The sequence below is a fragment of the Algibacter aquimarinus genome, from assembly GCF_039543265.1.
GTDB classification, from domain to species: domain Bacteria; phylum Bacteroidota; class Bacteroidia; order Flavobacteriales; family Flavobacteriaceae; genus Algibacter_B; species Algibacter_B aquimarinus.
On record NZ_BAABJK010000004.1, the window covers coordinates 1,157,803 to 1,179,704 of the forward strand.

General features: G+C 32.0%; 18 protein-coding genes. 9 read left to right on the forward strand and 9 right to left on the reverse strand.

What is annotated here, in order from left to right:
- Positions 1 to 2,793 (reverse strand): hypothetical protein, encoded by a 2,793-nt coding sequence (locus ABD939_RS07875; protein ID WP_345166668.1) that lies wholly within the window; start codon positions 2,791 to 2,793, stop codon positions 1 to 3.
- A 102-nt stretch (positions 2,794 to 2,895) separates the two neighbouring features.
- Between ABD939_RS07875 and ABD939_RS07880 the strand changes: the two genes are divergently transcribed.
- From ABD939_RS07880 to ABD939_RS07900, 5 genes are read left to right on the forward strand one after another with little or no spacing between them, the layout of a single operon-like run.
- Entirely contained in the window at positions 2,896 to 3,981 is a 1,086-nt protein-coding gene (locus ABD939_RS07880; protein WP_345166671.1) for a CNNM domain-containing protein, read from the forward strand.
- Entirely contained in the window at positions 3,981 to 4,454 is a 474-nt protein-coding gene (locus ABD939_RS07885) for a methylated-DNA--[protein]-cysteine S-methyltransferase (RefSeq protein ID WP_345166673.1), read from the forward strand. Before ABD939_RS07880 ends, ABD939_RS07885 begins: the two co-directional genes overlap by 1 nt.
- A 51-nt stretch (positions 4,455 to 4,505) precedes the next feature.
- Entirely contained in the window at positions 4,506 to 5,648 is a 1,143-nt protein-coding gene (locus ABD939_RS07890) for a serine hydrolase domain-containing protein (RefSeq protein WP_345166675.1), read from the forward strand.
- Positions 5,648 to 6,361 carry a 3'-5' exonuclease gene (locus ABD939_RS07895; RefSeq protein ID WP_345166678.1) on the forward strand — a complete coding sequence of 238 codons (714 nt, stop codon included), beginning with the start codon at positions 5,648 to 5,650 and terminating at the stop codon, positions 6,359 to 6,361. The genes ABD939_RS07890 and ABD939_RS07895 overlap by 1 nt, the downstream gene beginning before the upstream one ends.
- Positions 6,362 to 8,041 (forward strand): ABC transporter ATP-binding protein, encoded by a 1,680-nt coding sequence (locus tag ABD939_RS07900; protein WP_345166680.1) that lies wholly within the window; start codon positions 6,362 to 6,364, stop codon positions 8,039 to 8,041.
- 288 nt (positions 8,042 to 8,329) lie between these two features.
- On the opposite strand, the gene ABD939_RS07905 is transcribed toward ABD939_RS07900, so the two are convergent.
- The 6 genes from ABD939_RS07905 to trhO form a co-directional block, all read right to left on the reverse strand.
- A complete protein-coding gene (locus ABD939_RS07905; RefSeq protein ID WP_345166684.1) occupies positions 8,330 to 8,983 on the reverse strand; it encodes a 3-oxoacid CoA-transferase subunit B in 654 nt (217 codons plus the stop codon).
- A gap of 2 nt (positions 8,984 to 8,985) precedes the next feature.
- The gene (locus tag ABD939_RS07910) at positions 8,986 to 9,687 is read right to left on the reverse strand and encodes a CoA transferase subunit A (RefSeq protein ID WP_345166685.1); all 702 of its coding nucleotides are present in this window, start codon (positions 9,685 to 9,687) and stop codon (positions 8,986 to 8,988) included.
- Positions 9,688 to 9,806: 119 nt separating this feature from the next.
- Positions 9,807 to 12,152, reverse strand: a complete 2,346-nt coding sequence (locus ABD939_RS07915) for a penicillin-binding protein 1A (protein ID WP_345166688.1) — start codon at positions 12,150 to 12,152, stop codon at positions 9,807 to 9,809.
- A 54-nt stretch (positions 12,153 to 12,206) separates the two neighbouring features.
- Complete coding sequence (locus ABD939_RS07920; protein ID WP_345166691.1) at positions 12,207 to 12,710, reverse strand: gliding motility lipoprotein GldH; 504 nt, start codon at positions 12,708 to 12,710, stop codon at positions 12,207 to 12,209.
- A complete protein-coding gene (locus ABD939_RS07925; protein ID WP_345166696.1) occupies positions 12,697 to 13,953 on the reverse strand; it encodes a PSP1 domain-containing protein in 1,257 nt (418 codons plus the stop codon). The genes ABD939_RS07920 and ABD939_RS07925 overlap by 14 nt, the downstream gene beginning before the upstream one ends.
- 131 nt (positions 13,954 to 14,084) lie before the next feature.
- A complete protein-coding gene (gene trhO, locus ABD939_RS07930) occupies positions 14,085 to 15,158 on the reverse strand; it encodes an oxygen-dependent tRNA uridine(34) hydroxylase TrhO (RefSeq protein ID WP_345166698.1) in 1,074 nt (357 codons plus the stop codon).
- Positions 15,159 to 15,508: 350 nt separating this feature from the next.
- On the opposite strand from trhO, the gene recA reads away from it, so the two are divergent.
- The 4 genes from recA (at position 15,509) to ABD939_RS07950 (ending at position 19,175) form a co-directional block, all read left to right on the forward strand.
- On the forward strand, positions 15,509 to 16,507 hold the full coding sequence (gene recA, locus ABD939_RS07935) for a recombinase RecA (protein WP_345166703.1): 999 nt from the start codon (positions 15,509 to 15,511) through the stop codon (positions 16,505 to 16,507).
- A gap of 113 nt (positions 16,508 to 16,620) precedes the next feature.
- Entirely contained in the window at positions 16,621 to 17,028 is a 408-nt protein-coding gene (locus ABD939_RS07940) for a hypothetical protein (protein ID WP_345166705.1), read from the forward strand.
- A 30-nt stretch (positions 17,029 to 17,058) separates the two neighbouring features.
- On the forward strand, positions 17,059 to 17,601 hold the full coding sequence (locus ABD939_RS07945) for an RNA polymerase sigma factor (protein WP_345166707.1): 543 nt from the start codon (positions 17,059 to 17,061) through the stop codon (positions 17,599 to 17,601).
- Complete coding sequence (locus ABD939_RS07950) at positions 17,601 to 19,175, forward strand: hypothetical protein (RefSeq protein WP_345166711.1); 1,575 nt, start codon at positions 17,601 to 17,603, stop codon at positions 19,173 to 19,175. The genes ABD939_RS07945 and ABD939_RS07950 overlap by 1 nt, the downstream gene beginning before the upstream one ends.
- 299 nt (positions 19,176 to 19,474) lie before the next feature.
- Here ABD939_RS07950 and ABD939_RS07955 read toward each other — a convergent pair whose 3' ends face one another.
- Together ABD939_RS07955 and ABD939_RS07960 are read right to left on the reverse strand one after the other, a co-directional pair.
- The gene (locus ABD939_RS07955) at positions 19,475 to 19,990 is read right to left on the reverse strand and encodes a hypothetical protein (protein WP_345166715.1); all 516 of its coding nucleotides are present in this window, start codon (positions 19,988 to 19,990) and stop codon (positions 19,475 to 19,477) included.
- 9 nt (positions 19,991 to 19,999) lie between these two features.
- The gene (locus tag ABD939_RS07960) at positions 20,000 to 21,760 is read right to left on the reverse strand and encodes a hypothetical protein (RefSeq protein ID WP_345166718.1); all 1,761 of its coding nucleotides are present in this window, start codon (positions 21,758 to 21,760) and stop codon (positions 20,000 to 20,002) included.
- Between the last annotated feature and the right edge of the window lie 142 nt (positions 21,761 to 21,902).

Sequence of the window (21,902 nt, forward strand, 5' to 3'; positions counted from 1 at the left end):
TCAGTTTTCGTTTTTTTCTTCTACGTTATATGTTGTTTCAAAATACCCTATTTTACCATCTAGTGAAATAGCTTCTATAACAACCAACATATCGCCAATATTATCGCCATTGTAAAACTCAACGTTTGCATTTCCATCTTCATCAGTTTGTGCCAAAGGTTTCCAATGGATAACTGAACGCAAATCTGGAACATTCCAATCTTCATCTTCTAGTTTATCATACTTAGGTGCATAAAATTCACGTTTGGCTGAAAACCCAGAAACTTTTCCTTGAAAAATACCTTTGGTAGATTCAAGAGCTGCTAGTCCGCTGCTACCATAAGTGTATATACTAACAACTGCAATATATGCACTTGCTAGTCTAACTTGTCCCTCTGCAGACATCCTAGGAAATGCGTCCGTAATATGATCCAAAAACGCACCTTTAGGTCTTTCTAAAATTTCTACACTTTTAATATTTTCGATGGAGAGATAGGGTAGTAAAAGATAGTCTCTACCTAGAACTACTTCGCCATCAATATAATAGACAGTCAAATCTGCCTTAGTAACATATGCTATGTCATAAACTCCTCCAAAAGGCCTTGGTAATTCTCTGAACGCAATATCATGTGGAAACTTAATTCTAAGAAGATCATACAACCCAGACATCCATTTTTCCTCTTCTTCTACCAGTTCTTCGTTTTCTATTACCACATCGGGTGGACCATGCAATTTAAATATCTTCTCGCGCTCGGGTGTTACATTATATCCCGTTAATTCTACTGCATCTAAAGCAACTGTTTCGCTTGTGGTTTTAAAATCGTTATTGGTATTGTACTGAACAATACTTTCTTCTATAAAAGCCTTATAAATTGTATCGGCTAGTGTAACGGTTTCTTCGGTTTTATAATTCACTTTTGGTGGTGCTATCGGGTCGTTTAGGGTGATATTATAATTTTTTGCGGCGCCTCTTTTATTTGTAGACTGAATTAATATATTTTGTTCATCTGCAAAATGATTATTCATATTAAAAGCAAATGTACCCAAACTATCGGTCTCTGTAGTGTAAATACCTAAAGATGGCTTTGTAACCATAGTGAGATTAACAGGCTTTTTAGGGATTTTGTTTTTATTAAAAACAGAGTTTACTCGCCCAGATAAAAATATATCTGTTTCGGGTTGAAATTCAAAATTTATGTCCGTATCCGTTTTATCATAAACATAATCTCGCCAACCTTGTGTTAGCATTAGTGCTTCTATATCGCGTTTTCTAAGTGTATTATCTGCATTAAAGTAATGATTAGGATTTTCAATAAATCCTTTTAATTCTGAGTTTAATAAAAAATAGGATAACATATTAGGTTGCGCCTTTTTTTCTGAACCTAATTTTTTTTTATCTAATACCAGAGCAGAAAAATTTGCTTCAACGGGGTTGCTATCGATATCTGAAACCGATACATGTAATGTCGTTTTCTCGCGTTTTCCAAAAAAATTCTTGTCGGTTTTTGCAGTTATATTTAGTATTTTTTCTTCCTTGTAATTAAAAATTAAGCGTTCGCAAACTGGTGCATCATTACCAGTAAACAACGTAATGTTTACTATACCATTAGGAAGGTCTGTTTTTTTAATGAAGGCTTCGTGCATGCTTTGCTTTAATTTAAAACTATGTTCACGTATTAATACGCCACGACTTCGTACTTGAAAATATAAACTATCGGTGTTTTTAATATTACTTTTAATATTTAACCTTAAATAGTCTTGGGTTTCCATAACGTTTAGTATGTATCCCTTAGCCATAACTTGTGGTAGCGGATATTTATAAGCAACTCCTTTTTCACTTATTATCTTTCCATAGTACGTTTTGTTTTTCCTAGGTTTAAAAAAAGTAAATCCCATACCTAAGATATTTGTAGAAAATGAGCCAATAACGTTATCGCTTTCATCAACAATATGTCCACTAACCGCTTCACCTAAGCCTTTGTAATTAATAGATTTATAGCCTACCTTATTTGTAAAACCATCAATTAGTTTTCCGCCTTCTGGAAAAAACTGTAGGTCTAAAAAATCTTTGTTTAAAGCAATAGTTTTGGAGTATGTACTCTCTTTTTTGCGCTTACGGTTTTTTAATTTGGTGTCTTCTAACTTTACCTTGAGCTTTACTGTAATTAAATCTTTTGGCAAGATATAATCCAACACATATTGTTTGTTTTTTCTTTTAACTTCAATTGAGTCCAGTATATCTTCCGACTGAATATAAACTTTTAAATCTTTATTGTAATCGGCTTTTAAACCTTCTGGAAAGATGCTTGCGCCTAACTTTAGTTGATTGTCATTTGTTTCAGTGAGCGCAATGTTTCTAATAATAGCTTCATTATTTATAGCCTCTAATGAAAGTACATCGATGTAGTGTTCATAAATAAAGTCTTGTCCAAAATTTCTATTCCATTGCGTGTAAGCTCTTATTAAATAGCGCCCCGATGGTAAAGTATCACTTAAATCAAAAAAACCATCAGATAAACCGTTTTCTAGTTTTAGCGTTTTTGTATCTATAATATTTTCATCGAAATCTATAAGATCGACATACAAAACGCTACTTCGTTTTGTAAATTGGTTTATGGTATTGGTTACAATGGCCTTGTACCAAATAGCTTCGCCGGTGGTAAAAACAGTATTGCTTAACTGAAGGTATATTTTTTCGGCAAAAGCTTTCTTTGATGGCTTTTTATTGGAAATTGTATTTTGTGATTTAGCAGACCAACTAAACACATTACATAAAACAATTAATAATAAACAACACTTATTCTTAAAAAACATGTTTTATTTTCTTTCCATAAATTTAAGAGATTAATCTCACTTTCAAATATAATAGTTAGTTAAATTACTTTCGTAAATTAGCCATTAACTAAAACCTATTCAATGAGTGCACTAATTTTTTGGGCAACAATCTCCATTTTCTTTTCGTTTTTATGTTCTATTCTTGAAGCTGTTCTACTGAGCGTAACACCCACGTTTATCAACGTTAAAAAACAAGAAGGCAAAGATTACGCAACTACTTTAGAAGAATTAAAAAAAGACGTAGATAAACCTCTAATTGCCATACTTACACTAAATACCATTGCACACACTTTAGGTGCCATGATGGTAGGTATTGAAGCTGAAAGTTTACCTTATAAAATTGAACTTTGGGGCATAAATACGGTTGGCGTAGTTTCTGCAATTATGACCTTTTTAATCTTGGTCGCCTCTGAAATTATCCCAAAAACTATTGGAGCAACCTATTGGAAAGGGCTGGCTAATTTTGCTTCAAAAACACTACTAGTTTTAATTTTTCCTTTAAAATGGACCGGGATATTATGGTTATTACAGCTTACTACAAAACTTATTGGAGGCAAAGGGCACGGTAGTGTTTTAAGTAGAGAAGGCTTTATGGCTATGACCGAAATTGCACACGAAGAAGGTGTTTTTCAAGAAAACGAAAGTAAAATCATCAAAAACTTATTGACGTTTAAAGAAATTTTTGCCAAAGATGTAATGACCCCAAGAACAGTTATGAAAACTGAAGATGAAACCAATACAGTTGAAGACTTTTTTAAAAGAAATTTAAATATTCGCTTTTCAAGAATTCCAGTGTATACAAACGATCCCGATAACATTACTGGCCTTGTGCTTAAAGATGAAATTTTTAAGGAAATGGCTTTAGATAATAATACCAAAAAGCTATCTGAATTAAAACGCGATATTATTGTTGTAAATAGAAATTTGCCTATTCCAACCTTGTTCGAAAAGCTTGTTGAGAGCAGAAACCACATGGCAATGGTGGTAGACGAATACGGCTCTGTAAGCGGTTTGGTAACTATGGAGGATGTTATTGAAACTTTACTAGGTCTTGAAATTATGGACGAGAGCGATAATGTTTCAGATCTTCAACATCTTGCTAGAAAAAGTTGGGAAGCGCGTGCCAAAAAGTTAGGAATAATAGAAGAAGATAAGCCTGCTGAATAATGGAGGAATGCATCATCAATTCACCTTTAGGGTTTACTAAAATTTGTGGTGATGTGAATGGGATATCTTCAATTTCGATTTTAAATTCCGAGGAAAAAATTACAGATATCATACCAGTTGAATTGGAAGATTGTGTAATTCAACTCAACGAATACTTTGAAGGAAATCGTAAACAATTCGATTTAAAATTAAACCCAATAGGTACTGATTTTCAAAAAAAAGTTTGGAAACTTCTCGAAGCTATCCCTTATGGAAAAACTACCTCGTATTTAGAGCTTTCAAAACAGTACGGAGATGTAAAAGCGATTAGAGCTGTAGCAAATGCCAATGGAAAAAACCCACTTTGGATAGTTATTCCTTGCCACAGAGTAATTGGAAGCGATGGTTCTCTTACAGGATATGCAGGAGGTTTACACAGAAAACAGTGGCTTTTAAATCACGAAAGCCCTTATAAACAGCAATCTCTATTTTAATTAGCTTTACTTAAAATATTTATTATATTTAATTCAACTAAACTCAATTAAATGAAATTTATTAAAAAGGTTTTTAAATGGTTAGTGTTAATCATTGGCTTAATAATTCTTTTGTTATATGTTTTCGATTATGGCTATATTATAAAAGGAGTAAGAGTTGTTTATTTAACAGGACACAACACCGCTTTTATTGATGATTACCCGTATTTTGAAAATGACATTATAAAAAAGGGAGAGCAATCAAATCCTTGGCCCAATCACAAAAACTATAACACTTTAAAAGAGACTGAAAAGCTATCTCGTGTTAATAAAGACTGGGGAACAGTTGCTTATGTAATTATTAAAAATGATAGTGTTTGGTTTGAAAACTATTATGATGGATTTGATGAAAACTCCAAAACTAATTCGTTTTCAATGGCAAAAAGCATTGTAACGTCATTACTAGGTAAGGCTATTATGGATGGTTATATTGAAAGTTTAGACCAGTTAATTACTGATTTTTATCCTGAATATGGTGATACACAAACAACAGTTGGCGACTTAGCGTCAATGGCTTCAGGTTTAGATTGGATAGAGCATTATACAAGTCCGTTTTCAATAACTGCACGAGCTAACTATGATGATGATTTAGCTGAAACTATTCTAAATCAAAAAATAGTAAAAACACCTGGGAAATCATTTAAATATTCAAGTGGTGATACGCAATTACTTGGAATGATTATTCAAAAAGCCTCTGAAAAATCATTAGCAAATTATCTCTCGGAAAGTTTTTGGAAACCTCTAGGAGCAACTAATGATGCCTTATGGCAACTTGATGATGATGAAAACAGATTAGCAAAAGCATTTTGTTGTATCTCTAGTAGTGCCAAGGATTTTGCTCGTTTTGGTAAATTATATAAAGATGGTGGCAAATGGAAAGGACAACAGCTTTTAGATTCTGCATTTGTGGCAAAATCTATTACACCTCGTTTTAAAGAAAGCCCTCAATATGGTTACGGTTGGTGGATGAAAGACATTGGGAGCAAACACTTTTTTATGATGCGTGGGCATTTAGGACAATACGTTATTGTAGAGCCAAATGATAATATAATTATTGTGCGATTGGGTCATAGAAAATCACCTGATGAAGGCGTTGGTAGATTTACCAATGATATTACTGTTTATATTGAAGAAGCTTATAAAATGCTCGAATAATGATTAGTAAACTCAATCTTGAAAACATTTTATTTTTGGACATTGAAACTGTTCCAGAAACACAATATTTTTCAGATTTAGATGAAACCAAACAAGCTCTTTGGGAACATAAATCGCAGTATCAAAGAAAAGATGATTTTACAGCAGAAGAGTTTTACGATCATGCAGGTATTTGGGCAGAATTTGGTAAAATAGTTTGTATTTCTGTGGGGTATTTTAATATTCTAAACGATCTACGAACCTTTAGAACAACCTCTTTTTTTGGTGATGAAATTAAAATTCTTAAAGATTTTAAAAGCTTATTAATTTCTCATTTCAGCCAAACCAAACATTTACTTTGTGCACACAATGGAAAGGAATTTGATTTTCCTTATATCGCACGACGTATGATTATTAATAATATAGAGCTTCCATATAAACTTAATTTGTTTGGAAAAAAACCGTGGGAAGTTCCTCATTTAGACACATTAGAATTATGGAAGTTTGGCGACTACAAAACCTACACCTCATTAAAATTAATGACTAGTGTTTTAGGGATTCCATCACCTAAAGATGATATTGACGGCAGTGAAGTTTATAGGGTTTATTATGAAGAAAATGACATTGACCGTATAGTTACCTATTGTGAAAAAGACACCATTGCTGTAGCTCAAATATTTTTAAGATTACGAGGTGATGACATTTTAACAGATGACGAAATTATTCATATTTAAATGGTAAAAGACCCTATTTTAAAAGTCGAAAATCTTTCTATTTCATTTGGTGAAAATGAAATTATTCACTCCATTTCTTATACTTTAAATACAAATGAAATTTTAGGAATTGTTGGCGAATCTGGTTCAGGAAAATCTGTTTCTTCTTTAGCTATATTAGGACTTCTTCCTAAAAAAATTTCGAAAATTAATTTTGGCAGCATTACCTATAAAGGGTATGATTTAACAACCTTGTCGCCAAAATTATTTCAAAAAATAAGAGGCAAAAAAATAGCCATGATTTTTCAAGAACCTATGAGTTCTTTAAACCCGTCCATGGCCTGCGGTAAACAGGTTCAAGAAATATTACTACAGCATACAAAACTATCTAAAAAAGACGCAAAGGATGAAACAATTTCCCTTTTTGAAAAAGTAAAACTGCCGGATGCTAATCGTGTTTTTAAATCATACCCGCATGAAATTTCTGGTGGACAAAAACAACGGGTTATGATAGCCATGGCAATAGCCTGTAAACCCGATATTTTAATTGCGGACGAACCCACAACTGCATTAGATGTTACCGTGCAAAAAGATATTATTAGCTTACTAAAAGAGTTACAGGTAGCCACTAAAATGAGTATTATTTTTATTACTCATGATTTAGCTTTAATTTCTGAGATTGCCAATAGAGTTTTGGTTATGTTTAAAGGTAACATTGTTGAGCAAGGATTAGTTTCTGATATTTTCAAAAACCCTCAACATAATTATACCAAGGCGTTAATAAATTCTCGTCCATCTTTAAATACGCGATTAAAAATATTGCCTACTATTCAAGATTATTTAAATGACACTATTTCAACTGAAATTGTATCTAGTGTGCAACGTCAAAAAAATCATGAAAAACTTTATAGCAAGCCGCCACTTTTAGAAGTTATAAATGTTGAAAAGGAATATATTTCTAAATCAGGATTATTTGCAAAAACTGAATCTTTTAAAGCTGTAAATAACGTAAGTTTTAAATTGTATGAAGGTGAAACTTTAGGTTTAGTAGGAGAATCTGGTTGCGGAAAATCTACCCTTGGTAATGCTATTCTTCAATTAGATAAAGTCACAGCGGGAAAAATTTTATATAACGGTGTTGATATTACCAAATTGAATAAAACGGAAACGAGAAAACTTAGAAAAGATATTCAAATTATATTTCAAGATCCATATTCATCATTAAACCCTAGAGTTCCTGTGGGTGAAGCAATTATGGAACCAATGAAAGTGCACAAGCTTTACAATTCTGATAGTGAAAGAAAGGAAAAAGCAATTGATATTTTAAATCGTGTTGGTTTGTCTGATAATTATTTTAACCGTTATCCTCATGAATTTTCTGGAGGGCAAAGGCAACGAATAGGTATCGCAAGAACTATTGCTTTGCAGCCTAAGCTTATTGTTTGTGATGAGTCTGTTTCTGCACTAGACATTTCTGTTCAAGCGCAAGTACTTAATTTATTGAATGAACTTAAAGCAGATTTTGGTTTTACTTATATTTTTATTTCTCACGATTTAGCTGTTGTGAAATATATGAGTGACCAATTGCTAGTTATGAATCAAGGAAAGATTGAAGAATTAGACGACGCTGATATTATATATGCATCTCCTAAAAAAGAGTATACAAAAAAATTAATTCATGCTATACCTAAAGGATTATAGCATGAATATTTTTTTTGTTAAATAAACTAAGCTTTTCAAAAACTCTAAATTTTCTTTTACAGTTTCTTTGAATTTGCTTTCTTCATTAGTAGGTTGTTCAGGTAGATTTGTTGCAAGATTCATAAGTTAAAGTTTATAGTAGATTTGGGAAAATCTATAATTATTTGGTTTTTTTGGGGACAGCTAATATAGAATACATTTTCAATAAATCAGATTAAAAACAAAAAAAATCGATGAAATGCATTTATATTTAACATTTCATCGACTTTATTATATTTTGACTTAAATCTAAAAAGCCATTTCTGGTATATCGCCTTCAATAATTAAAGTGCCTTCTGTTGCATTTTTAATCTCATCAACAGAAACACCCGGAGCACGTTCTAAAAGTTTAAATCCTTTTTTGGTAACTTCTAACACAGCTAAATTTGTAACAATTTTTTTTACACAGGCCACACCAGTTAAGGGCAATGAGCATTGTTTTAAAAGTTTAGATTCTCCTCGTTTGTTAGTATGCATCATAGCTACAATAATATTTTCTGCACTGGCTACTAAATCCATAGCGCCTCCCATTCCTTTTACCATACGTCCTGGAATTTTCCAATTGGCAATATCTCCATTTTCAGCAACTTCCATGGCTCCTAAAATGGTTAAATCTACGTGTTGGCCACGAATCATTGAAAAACTCATTGCGGAATCAAAAAAACTGGCTCCAGGTAAGGTTGTAATGGTTTGCTTTCCTGCATTAATAACATCGGCATCTTCTTCACCTTCAAAAGGAAATGGTCCCATACCTAAAACACCGTTTTCGCTTTGAAACTCAACTTCAATATCGTTTCTAACATAATTAGCTACAAGTGTTGGGATACCAATACCAAGGTTTACATAAAACCCATCTTGTACTTCTTTTGCAATACGTTTCGCTATACCCGTTTTGTCTAACATAATTAATTTTTTTGTCTTACTGTTCGCTGTTCAATTCGCTTTTCATAAACTTCACCCTGAAAAATACGTTGCACAAAAATTCCTGGTATATGAATTTGATTTGGGTCTAACTCACCTAACGGCACCAATTCTTCAACCTCTGCAACAGTAATTTTTGCTGCACCACACATATTTGGATTAAAATTTCTAGCAGTGCCTTTAAAAATTAAATTTCCTGCTTCATCTCCTTTCCATGCTTTCACAAAAGCAAAATCTGCTTTAAAGGCATGTTCTAAAACATACATTTTACCGTCAAACTCGCGCGTTTCTTTTCCTTCAGCTACTTCAGTTCCATAACCTGCTGGTGTATATATAGCAGGAAACCCTGCTTGAGCTGCTCTACAACGTTCTGCTAAAGTACCTTGAGGAATTAATTCTACATCTAATTCACCAGATAGCATTTGCCTTTCAAATTCATCATTTTCACCCACATAAGACGACACCATTTTCTTGATTTGCTTTTTCTGAAGCAGTAAGCCTAAACCAAAATCGTCAACTCCAGCATTATTAGAAATGCAGGTTATTTCTTTTACCCCACGCTTAACTAGTTCAGCAATAGCATTTTCTGGTATTCCGCTAAGTCCGAAACCGCCAAGCATAAAAGTCATATGATCTGAAACACCTGTAAGTGCATCTTTAACATTTGCTACTTTTTTGTTAATCATTATAATTCAATTTTATCATTATAAATTTACGAATAATTGAATAAGGAGATACTAATAATAGCAAATAAAAAAAGCCATTCTTGAAAGAATGACTTTTATCTATATTCTGTTTAATGTGATTAATTAAAATCTAAATCATCTGGAGTATCATCTGTTTTATCGTCAATAACATCTTCTATAGCTTTTGTACAATCTACATTAATAGAAAGTTCTTTGGGCTCTTCAAATTCTGCTTTTGATATGTTTAAGGTTTCATCTGCATAACAACTTTTCATGTAAACACCCCAAATAGGTAGAGCCATAGCTGCGCCTTGTCCGTAGGTTATACTTTTAAAATGTGCAGCTCTATCTTCAGCACCAACCCAAACACCTGTTACCAAATTAGGAACCATACCCATAAACCATCCATCACTTTGGTTTTGCGTAGTCCCTGTTTTACCTGCTATGGGATTTGTAAATTCATACGGGTAACCTGTTACTACTTCTCTAAAATCTGCCCTATATGCATCTTTACCCTTTCCTCTTAGTCTTGCTCCTGAACCAGATTGAGTAACACCTTCCATCAATTTAACGGTTACATATGCAGTTTCTTCACTTATAACGTCTCTAGTTTCTGGTTTAAACTGATACAAAATAGTACCATTTTTATCTTCAATAGTAGTTACCATTACAGGTTTTGTGTAAACTCCTTTATTAGCAAACGTAGAATATGCTCCTACCATTTCGTAAACACTTAAATCTGGTGTTCCTAAAGCTATAGAGGGAACCGGAAGAATTTCTGATTCTATTCCTAACTTTTTTGCAAGGTCTACTACTGGTTGTGGCCCTACTTTGTCAATTAATCTTGCGGTAATAGTGTTTACAGAATTAGCTAAGGCATTCTTTAGTGTTCTTGTTCCTCCATAGTCTGTTGCTCCATTTGAGTTTCTTGGGCACCATTCTTCTGGGTTTCCATATTTATTGGCTTCAATACAAAATGGAACATCTGGGAACACATCGCAAGGCGAATAATGCAATTGATCTATCGCCGTAGTATATACAAAAGGTTTAAATGTAGAACCTATTTGACGCTTCCCTTGTTTTACCATATCGTATTGAAAGTGCCTGTAATTCATGCCTCCAACCCAAGCTTTTACATGACCTGTTTGGGGGTCCATTGACATCATTCCTGTTCTTAAAAAAGATTTATAATAACGCATTGAGTCTATAGGCTTCATTATAGTATCTATCTCAGAAGGCTTACCATCTTTCCATGCAAAAACACTCATTTGAGTAGGTTTATAGAACGAAGCTTCAATCTCTTTGTCAGATTTTTTTAAATCATATTTCATGTGCCTTCTACGCTCAGATTGTCTCATTCCGCGTTTCATTAAAGCTTCAACCTCTTCTTTTTCAAGATCTAAAAAAGGAGCTGTTGGGTTTCTTTCTGGAGTATTTTGATGGAAAAACTCAGCTTGTAACCTTGGCATATGCTGTTGTACGGCGTCTTCTGCATATTTCTGCATACGAGAATCGATAGTTGTATAAATCTTTAAACCATCGTTGTATAAATTCCATTTTGTACCATCTGGTTTTGGATTTTCTTTAATCCAATCCTTCATAAAACCATCTAAATAACCTCTAAAATATGTTGCAATGCCATCACGGTGTGATTGTGGTGTATATTTTAAATCTAACTCTGTTTTTTGAAGTGAATCTTTTACTGCTTCCGTTATATAACCATATTTTTCCATCTGCGCTAAAACCACATTACGTCTGTTTTTAACTCCAATTGGATTTCTTCTTGGGTTATATAAGGAAGAGTTTTTAAACATACCCACTAGCATTGCAGATTCTTTTAAACTTAAATCTTTTGGTTCTTTATCAAAATAAATACTTGATGCACTTCTAATACCATCTCCGTTATTTCCAAAATCATAAATATTAAAATACTGAGCCATGATTTCCTCTTTGGTATACTGACGCTCTAAACGGGTTGCTATAACCCACTCTTTAATTTTTTGAGTTAATCTACTAATGGTATTTGGAGAGGCAACGCCAACAAATAATTGTCTTGATAGTTGTTGTGAAATTGTACTAGCCCCACCTTTTCCTCCTAAAAAGAAAAATGCTCTTAAAGTACTTCTAGCATCAATTCCTGAATGTTCATGAAAACGAACGTCTTCTGTAGCAATTAAAGCATCTACAAGGTCTTGTGATAATTCATTATAATTTACAGGAGTTCTATTGTCTTTGAAATAAAATTTTCCTAAGGTTTTTCCATCTGAGGAAATAATCTCTGTTGCTAAGTTAGTTCTAGGGTTTTCTAATTGCGTGTGGTCAGGCATTTCGCCAAATACACCCCATGAAGCTAACAAAAATATTAATATCGCTAATAAAATACCTCCAGAAAATAATATCCAAAACCAACGAACGAATTTGGAAAAATCTTGAACAGTTTTTATTTCTTTTTTTGCTTTTGCCATCGATTAAATATCTTAAGTTTTGAAGTCTATTAAATTCTTAAATATTAAATTATTTTATTCGACTGAAGGAGTTTCTATTCTAAAACCTATATCTGTTATACCCTCAAGTTCTGTAACGCCATTAACTTTTCCGTTCTCTCTCATGGCGTGCTGAATATTAATTGTATACTCTCCAGATTCTTCAAAAACGAATGGTTTATCTAGTCCTTTATACCACAACTTATTTTCTTTAGTATCTGTTAACCCTGTTCCTAAAAGCTTTCCACTTGGTTCAGCCATTTTATATTCTAAAGTATCTTTTATTGTTTTACCATGTGGAAATACCATTTCTACAATTAAAAATAAATTATTGTATTTGTAGGCATTGGTATTTCTTAAGTTAACAAACAAATTATAGTTTGAAATTGAATCTGCAGGATTTACTTTAAAACTAATAACTTCATCTTTATGCCATGAATTGGGCACCGACTTATATTCATCAAACACACGATTTGAATCGCAAGACACAAATAAAACAGTACATAATAATAAAAATAAAAGCTTACTATTTTGCAACATTATTGTTGTTTTGAGGTTTGGGTTTTCTTTTATTATTCTTTTTTCTATTATTCTGGTTAGGGTTGTTTTTTTGATTAGCATTTCTGTTTGATGCATTATTTTTATTTCCCTGATTCCTTTTTCTTCTATTATTTTTACGTTTGTTATTACGTTTTGGACTATCGAAGCGTGTTAAACTATCTTGTCCTACAACGTTCTCAAACTCAGTTTTAGTATCTTCTACAAGGTCTAAAGCAAATTCTTCAAGACTTGTAATTTTTACATTTTTTTGGTTGGCTTCAATAATTTCATTGGCTTGGGTTGTAGTTATTTTGTGCCAATTCATCCACTCACCTTCGTAAGCATACCACATATGCCCTTTAAAAATATCTGTTTTTTGACAAACAGCTATTCCTTTTTCGGTTTTTAATTTAATATCTGTTTTCGGGAAACTTTTAAGCGCATCAAGGTAGGTGTCTAGCTCATAATTTAAACAGCATTTTAATTTTCCGCATTGCCCAGCTAATTTTTGAGGATTCAGCGATAATTGTTGATAACGCGCCGCAGAGGTACTTACTGAACGGAAATCTGTTAACCAAGTAGAGCAACACAATTCGCGCCCACAAGATCCAATACCACCAAGCCTTGCAGCTTCTTGACGGAAACCAACTTGTTTCATTTCTATACGTGTTCTGAACTCGCGTGCAAATACTTTTATTAATTCTCTAAAATCTACGCGCTCTTCAGCGGTATAATAAAATGTAGCTTTACTAGCATCGCCTTGAAACTCAATATCAGATATCTTCATTTGAAGCCTTAAATCGATAGCAAATTGTCGAGCTTTCACTTTCATTGGCTCTTCCTTATCGCGTGCTTTTTGCCAAATATCAATATCTTTCTGACTAGCCTTTCTATATATTTTTAAAATATCATCACCTTCTTCAGAGATATTTTTACGCTTCATTTGTACTCTTACCAGTTCTCCAGTAAGGGTAACCATGCCTATATCGTGCCCAGATTGAGCTTGAGTTGCAACAACATCGCCAATGCTTAAGCTTAAATTTTCAGGGTTTTTGTAGTAATTTTTTCTGCCGTTTTTAAAACGAACTTCAACCCAATTAAACGGTTTTTCTCCATTGGGAAGCGACATGTTTGACAACCAATCGAATACTGTTAATTTATTGCAACTGTCGGTACCACAAGTACCGTTATTTTTGCAGCCTTTTGGGGAGCCGTCTTTAGTTGAGCAACTAGCGCAAGCCATATTTATATATATTGAATTCGTTAATAATTAAATTATTACGAATGAAGGTTCATAAATCTTTTAAAAAAGTAAAGATAAGATTATTATACAGACTTAAAAAGGAAGATTTTTAGTTAGAATTTCTAAGCGTTTTAAATCTCTTTTTTCTTCAAAACCTCAAAAATATTTCTTAAATCTTTTTTGTAAGGCAAATGGTCTGCTCGCCCTTTTTTAAAAATGTCGTTACTATTGCCTTGTCCTTTTCTGAGAGCTTTTTGCTCTTCGTAAGGCAAAGCATGAATTTCTTTACAATTATCTGAACAACAGTTATTCATCTCTTCTTTACAAGTATCGCATTGAATAAAAAGTAGATGACAGGCATCATTAGCACAATTGGTATGAATATCTGCGGGTGCACCACATTGGTGGCATTTAGCAATAACATCATCACTTATTTTTTCTGCACGGCGTTCATCAAAAACAAAATTCTTTCCAAGAAATTTATTTTCAAGATTATGCTCTTTTATCTGTCGAGTGTATTCAATAATACCGCCTTCTAACTGATACACATTTTTAAAACCCTTATGCTTAAAGTAAGCACTAGCTTTTTCGCATCTGATTCCTCCTGTGCAGTACATCACTAGATTTTTATCCTCTTTATGAGATTTTAAATCATCTTCAATAATATCTAATGACTCTCTGAAGGTATCTACATCTGGTGTTACAGCATTTTTAAAATGTCCTATTTCACTTTCGTAGTGGTTTCGCATATCTACTAAAACCGTTTTTTCATCTTCGATAAGATTATTAAATTGTTCAGCGTCTACATGTATACCTTTATTTGTAACATCAAACGTATCGTCGTTTAAGCCATCAGCAACAATTTTGTTCCGCACTTTTACTTTAAGTTTTAAAAACGACATGTTGTCTTGCTCTACGGCAATATTTAAACGGATTCCTTTTAAGAAGTCTATGGTGTCGAGATGTGTTTTAAAATCGTTAAAACGATCTGCTGGTAGAGACAGTTGGCCATTTATACCTTCTTGGGCAACATAAATTCTACCTAAAACATCTAAAGCGTTCCAGGTTAAAAATAAATGATCTCGAAATTCTTGAGGATTCTCAATTTTGGCGTACTGATAAAAAGAAAGTGTTAATCGATCTTTGCCTGCTTTTTCGATTAATTCCGCTCTTTCTTTTGCGCTTAATGTATTGTACAGTTGCATGCTATACTAATTTATAAGGTTAGAGAATAATTAAAAGGCAAAAGTACAATTTTAAGATAACGACACAATTTATTGAAGAAAAAAAGCACCAAAACAAATGTTTATGGTGCTTTCAGCTGAGTTTGAGTTAGTCGATTCAATTCTCAATTGGCAAATTTCATAGCAAAAAATTTTTCCTTTTCAGTTTATAGATGCATTTAATATTAAAAGGTTGCGTGGTTTCGTTCTTTTTATTTTTTCAACTGTGTAAAAAGGGCTTTAAATATTCAGGATTTATGTTGAAAACTATTATTGTATCATGATAAAAGATGTAGTATTTTAGCACGAATAACTTGTGAAAAAATATAAAAATGAGTAGTGAAAAAGACGCTAAATTAAAAGCATTAAAACTTACATTAGATAAATTAGATAAAGCTTACGGGAAAGGAACTGTAATGAAAATGAGCGATGCTGCTGTTGTTGACGTTGATGCCATTCCATCAGGGTCTTTAGGTTTAGATATTGCTTTGGGTGTTGGTGGTTATCCACGTGGTAGAGTTGTAGAAATTTATGGTCCAGAATCGTCTGGTAAAACAACTCTTACGCTACATGCTATTGCCGAAGCGCAAAAAGCTGGTGGTATTGCTGCTTTTATTGATGCAGAACATGCTTTTGATCGTTTTTATGCAGAGAAATTAGGTGTAGATATTGATAATCTTATTATATCTCAACCCGACAATGGTGAACAAGCTTTAGAGATTGCCGATAATTTAATTCGTTCTGGCGCTATCGATATTGTTGTTATAGATTCTGTAGCAGCATTAACACCAAAAAGTGAAATTGAAGGTGAAATGGGAGATTCTAAAATGGGGCTTCATGCACGTTTAATGTCGCAAGCGTTAAGAAAACTTACTGGCTCTATTAGCAAGACTAATTGTACGGTAATTTTCATTAATCAATTACGTGAAAAAATTGGCGTTATGTTTGGTAACCCAGAAACCACAACAGGTGGTAATGCACTAAAATTCTATGCTTCTGTTAGATTAGATATTCGTCGTTCTACCCAAATTAAAGATAGTAACGGTAGTGTTTTAGGAAATAAAACCAGAGTTAAAGTGGTTAAAAATAAAGTAGCTCCTCCATTTAAAATGGCAGAATTCGATATTATGTACGGAGAAGGCGTTAGTAAAGTTGGAGAAATACTAGATGTTGCCGTAGAGCTTGAAATTGTAAAGAAAAGTGGTTCTTGGTTTAGTTATGATGACACTAAATTAGGGCAAGGTAGAGATGCCGTAAAGTCCATAATAAAAGATAACCCCGAACTTTTTGAAGAACTCGAAGAGAAAATTAAAACCGCCATAAAAGGCTAAATAATTATAAAAATCCCGATTCTTCGGGATTTTTTGTTTTTCTACGCAACCTTTTAACCTCATTTGCATCTACAAATAGCAAACATGTATTTAAAAAGGAAATATTAATTGCTATGAAAAGATTAATTGTAATTTGCTTAACACTTGTATTATTTGCCTCCTGTAGTGTTGACGAGGGTACAAATTATAGTTTTGAGGTTTTAACAGTTGACAGTGTAGACATACCTAGTGAGTTTGAAATAGGGCAAACATATCCAATAACTGTTTCTTATTTTAGGCCTTCTACATGCCATACTTTTAAAGAATTTTATTATTTAAAAGAAAATAACATTCGTACTGTTGCCCCAATAAATATTGTATTCGAAGAAAACAATTGCAGCGACCTTGAAGATGTTTTGGTTGAAGAAACTTTTAATTTTATTGTAACCAGCAACGGTTCTTATATCTTTAAGTTTTGGCAAGGTGAAGATATTGATGGAGAAGACCAATACTTAACCATAGAGGTGCCAGTTGTAGATTAAAATTTAGTTATTAATTAATACGTGTTTAATTTGAGTTTAAATCAACTCATAGAAAAATGTAAAATTGATGATACTAAAGCACAAGGAGAACTATATAAACTCTTTTCGAGTAAGCTATTCTCTGTTTGCTTAAAGTATTCGCGTAATTATGCAGAAGCTGAAGATAATTTACAAGATGCTTTTTTAATTATTTTTAATAAAATAGAGCAATATAAAAGTAAAGGTTCTTTTGAAGGTTGGTTAAAGCGTATAACAATAAACACGGTGTTACAGCGATACAGAAACGAAAAAGTTTTTGATATTATAAATGAAAACACCATTGAAGATGTTGAAATAGAAGTTGATGAGAATGATATCTCTATCGATTATCTGTTACAAATAATTCAAGAATTACCAGATAGGTATAGATTGGTTTTTAACCTATATGTACTTGACGGGTATTCGCACAAAGAAATTGCCAATATGTTAAAAATAACTGTTGGCACATCAAAATCTAATTTAGCGCGTGCTAGACAGACTTTGAAACAAACTATTGAAAATTATAAAACGACACAAAGTTTACAATCCTTATAATGAGTGATAAAAAACATATAGATCGGTTATTTCAGGAAAGCTTTAAAGATTTTGAGGCGACACCCAGTGATGCTGTTTGGGAAAATATTGAAGCTGAACTTAACCAAAAAAAGAAAAAACGCAGAGTTATTCCTATATGGTGGCGCTACGCTGGTATTGCTGCTTTACTTTTATTATTATTAACTGTTGGTATTAATTTATTTATCAATGATGATGAAACACAAAAAAATCAAATAGTTGATACAGAAAACAACTCCATAAAATCGTCTGACGATAAAAATGAAGTGTTTGAAGAATTGAATAAAAACAAGGAAGTAATAACCAATAACAACTCTCAAAATAAAAATAATTCAAATGAAGTTGATGAAGCTATAGCTAATACTAAAACTGAAAACACTAAGGATGTATCTAAAGATAATATTGTAAACCAAAAGGAAACATTAATTACTGAAACTTCCAATTCTCAAAACAAAAACGAGAGTAAAATAAACAAGAATCTCCCATCCAACAATAAACCAAAAAATATAAATTCGGGTTTAAAAACTAAAACTGCAATTGCTGCAATTGCTGCAATTGCTGCAAATATAAAAGAAGAAGAAAATAATACTATCGAAAAAACTCAAACTAAAGATGCTGAGGCTTTAATTGATAAAAATAAAGCCTCTGAAATTTTAAATAATTCTTCAAATAATAAAACGGGAATTGCACAAAACAATTCTTATAAAGATGAAGTAAAAGACAACTTTAATGTTGAAAAAAACAAAGAAGATAATAGTTTAACTTTAGAAGAGGCTATTAATAAAGACAACGATATTATTGAAGAAGAGAAGCTAAATAGGTGGAGTATTGCTCCAAATGCTGCACCTGTTTACTTTAATACTTTAGGAGAGGGCTCTTCTATCGATCCTCAATTTAATAGCAACTCAAAAACAGGCGACTTAAATATGAGCTACGGTATTTCTGCTAGCTACGCTATAAACAAAAAGCTAAGTATTCGTTCTGGTATAAATAGAGTTAATTTAGGTTACAACACTAATAATGTTGTTGTATTTCAATCTGTAGGCCTTAGTAGTTCAAGTACTCTTCAAAACGTTAGTGTAGGGAACACTAGTTCTACTGCAGATGCGTTTTCTAACGGAAGCTCAGAAACTATATCTGTTATAAGCGGAGAAAATTTAACTAACAGTAGGGTTCCAAGCTCTTTAGCTACAAATACCTCGATTAACCAAGATTTAGGATATATTGAAGTGCCTCTTGAAATTCAGTATGCACTTTCAAACAGAAAATTTGGAGTTAATTTAATTGGTGGTTTTAGTTCATTCTTTTTGAGTGATAATAAAATATTTTCTGAAGCTAATGGCGGTGAAAGAATATTTTTAGGTGAAGCAACTAACATAAATAAAATAAGTTACAGTGCTAATTTTGGTTTGGGGCTAAATTATCAAATGTCTAAAAAAATAGACTTTAATTTAGAACCTATGTTTAAATATCAAATTAATACATTTAATAATACTTCTGGCGATTTTAGACCCTTCTTTATAGGTGTTTATACTGGTTTCGCTATTAAATTTTAGATTTTTGGTTAGATCTGGATACTGGTTTCCTTTAAGCTCGGAAATCAATATCAAAAAAAACTGCTCTTCCCCGAGAGCAGTTTTTTATTTGTTAAAAGCATTTGGGTTCTGTAATTAAACCATATTCAAATATTTATAAAATCTATTCCAATCTGATGGAATTTATCAACCTTGAGAGTTTTATTCATTAACAAAAGTACAGAATCTTCTTAAGCTTATGATTGTTATGAGCCAGAAAGTGGGATCTTTTTATTAATCATAATTTTTTATATCTCTAAATTATAGACAATTAACTTAACCTATTGTTTGGTTTCATAAATTATGGTTGGTAATTCTACATCATTACCATCTAAAGGATTTAACAACGATACTTGCCTAATAGTTATTTTATTATTTTGGGTTTCTGTATTATCAATTAAAAGGATATGTTTAGCTTTTTTAAGCAGCTTAATAGTTTTATCATAACCCATTTTTTGTATTTTCTCATTATTTAATATGATATTTTTATTTTTTCTCAAAAAGCTTTTATTTACTTTGAAGTAAAGCATGGGTTGATCGTAATACTGTTTATCGAAATCTTCATATTCTCCATAACTTAGTTTTATCGCATCGACTAAATTAAAATAAAAACTATACCAATAATGGTGTTTCTGAGTGTTTTCAGTATTATGCTTCCATTTTACTTTTTTAGTCTCTTGATTTTTATAATCCTCATATAAAACTATTATTACTTCTTGTTCTTCAAGATATTTTTTTTGAGAAAATGAACTAAAACTTATTAATAAAATTAATAAAACGAATATTTGATATTTCATAATTCACATTTAATCTAAACAGTTTTTTTCGAATGCTCTTTTTCCATATTCATCAGAATATCGTATATAATTTTCATACGCTGGTGAATTTTCTGGCAATATTTCCAAATGAAAAGCAGAACTATTATGCAAGCCCGCCATACTTAAATATTTATAAAACTCGTTCCAACTCCATGGTGTATCTTGTTTATAGCTTCCATCTGGATATGCAGCTGGGTTGTCTTCGTTAATGAAAAATTCATCTTCAGCTTGTGTTTGATGATGAAATGGAATTAAATCATCTTTAATATCTGCTAATATACCAGACATTGTAGGAATCATGAAATTAAACATAAATTCGTGTTGACCTTGAAGATGTGCACATTCTAAAAAGTATTCATTTAAAAGTTCTCCGAGTTCTTCATCTCCCATGTTCTCAAAAGGTGTACTTTGGTTACATCCATATTGTTTTACCATTAAATAAGCATGAATTGACTCGTGTAAAATGGTTTTAGCAACGGATATTGCTGAATTAAACTTTAATATATCTTCATTAATTAAAATTTCAATATTTGCACTTAAAATCTGTCCGTTAATTGGGTTTGTAATTAATGTACCTGGTATACAACGCCCATTATCACTTATAGTATCCGAAACTTTAAACGCTACATTCAAATTTTTACTTTCTCCAAAAGTGTCAATAAATAAGTTTTTAAATTTTGGCGACTGTGTAAGTTTATTATAAATACACATAAATTTTTGATTTTCTTCAACATTGCTCGTATCTATATTATCACAATTAGTTATATCACTCAAGTCTACATTAAAGGGTGAGGTTGTAGTATAATATGCATTAATTTCTTCATTAGAAGTCTCTTTACAATTGCTAATCTCTTTCTCATTAGATACCTTAATACAATTACCATTAATATCAGTTTCAGCATCTCCTTTGCAAGGTGTTAGAATTATTGTCTCAGTATTATTTGAACCATTGGTTTCCCCTACATCACCACCTGGTGTATTAGGATCTGTCTCTTCTTCTAAATCTACAGTAACACCTCCAGTAGGTTCATTAAGATCAAACTCTGTTTTAGGGCATTGTCCATATTCTACCTTAACAACATATTTTGCTCCACAAGCATGGCATTTTCCATTTGGGTTTGCCTCTGTTTTGCAATCTGCTGGGGAATGGTTATTATTTTTTTCACAAATCCAACCGCCGGAAATATCAGTTATACAACTACCATTAGAGCCTTTGCTTTGGATACCCTTATCAGTTAAATCATCAAGGGTAAATAAAACATTTTGCACAAGTTCTACATAGCCACTGTAGGGTAAGTTTGTATCTAATAACCACTTGGCTGTTGGAATATACTTGATGATTTTTGAAGAAATGTTATCTGTTGCTTTATCTTGAATAAATATTAAATTGTAAAACTCGTTAGTTGGTTGATCATCTGTTTTTAAGAGTTTTAATGTATAATGAACATAGTTCTGGTTTTCTACCATCATTACTAAATCTGTTCCTACTTCAAAATTATCAGTAGTAGTTTTGCTTTTATTAGAAATAGAGGATTTATTTTTGTTTTTAAAAGTGGTTATTGTTTTAGAGAATGTATTGTTTCTACCTATTTTATTCTGAAGATCATCAAAACTTATTTCAGTTACAGATTTATCACCTATGTTTTCTTGAATTATGGGGTTTTCATCTTTTTCACAATTAACTATTATTAATGAAACACTAAAGGTTAGAATAAATAATTTCAAATGATTTTTAAAGTAAAATTTCATGAATATAAATTATATGATAATTGTTTAAATAGCTTTTTTGCTATTGAGAAAGATATGCTTTGATGTAAATTTAATAAAAAAATTGGTATTTCCTACATTAATTGCAAGACAAATCTTCTTTTTGTATGAAAATAGGAAACAT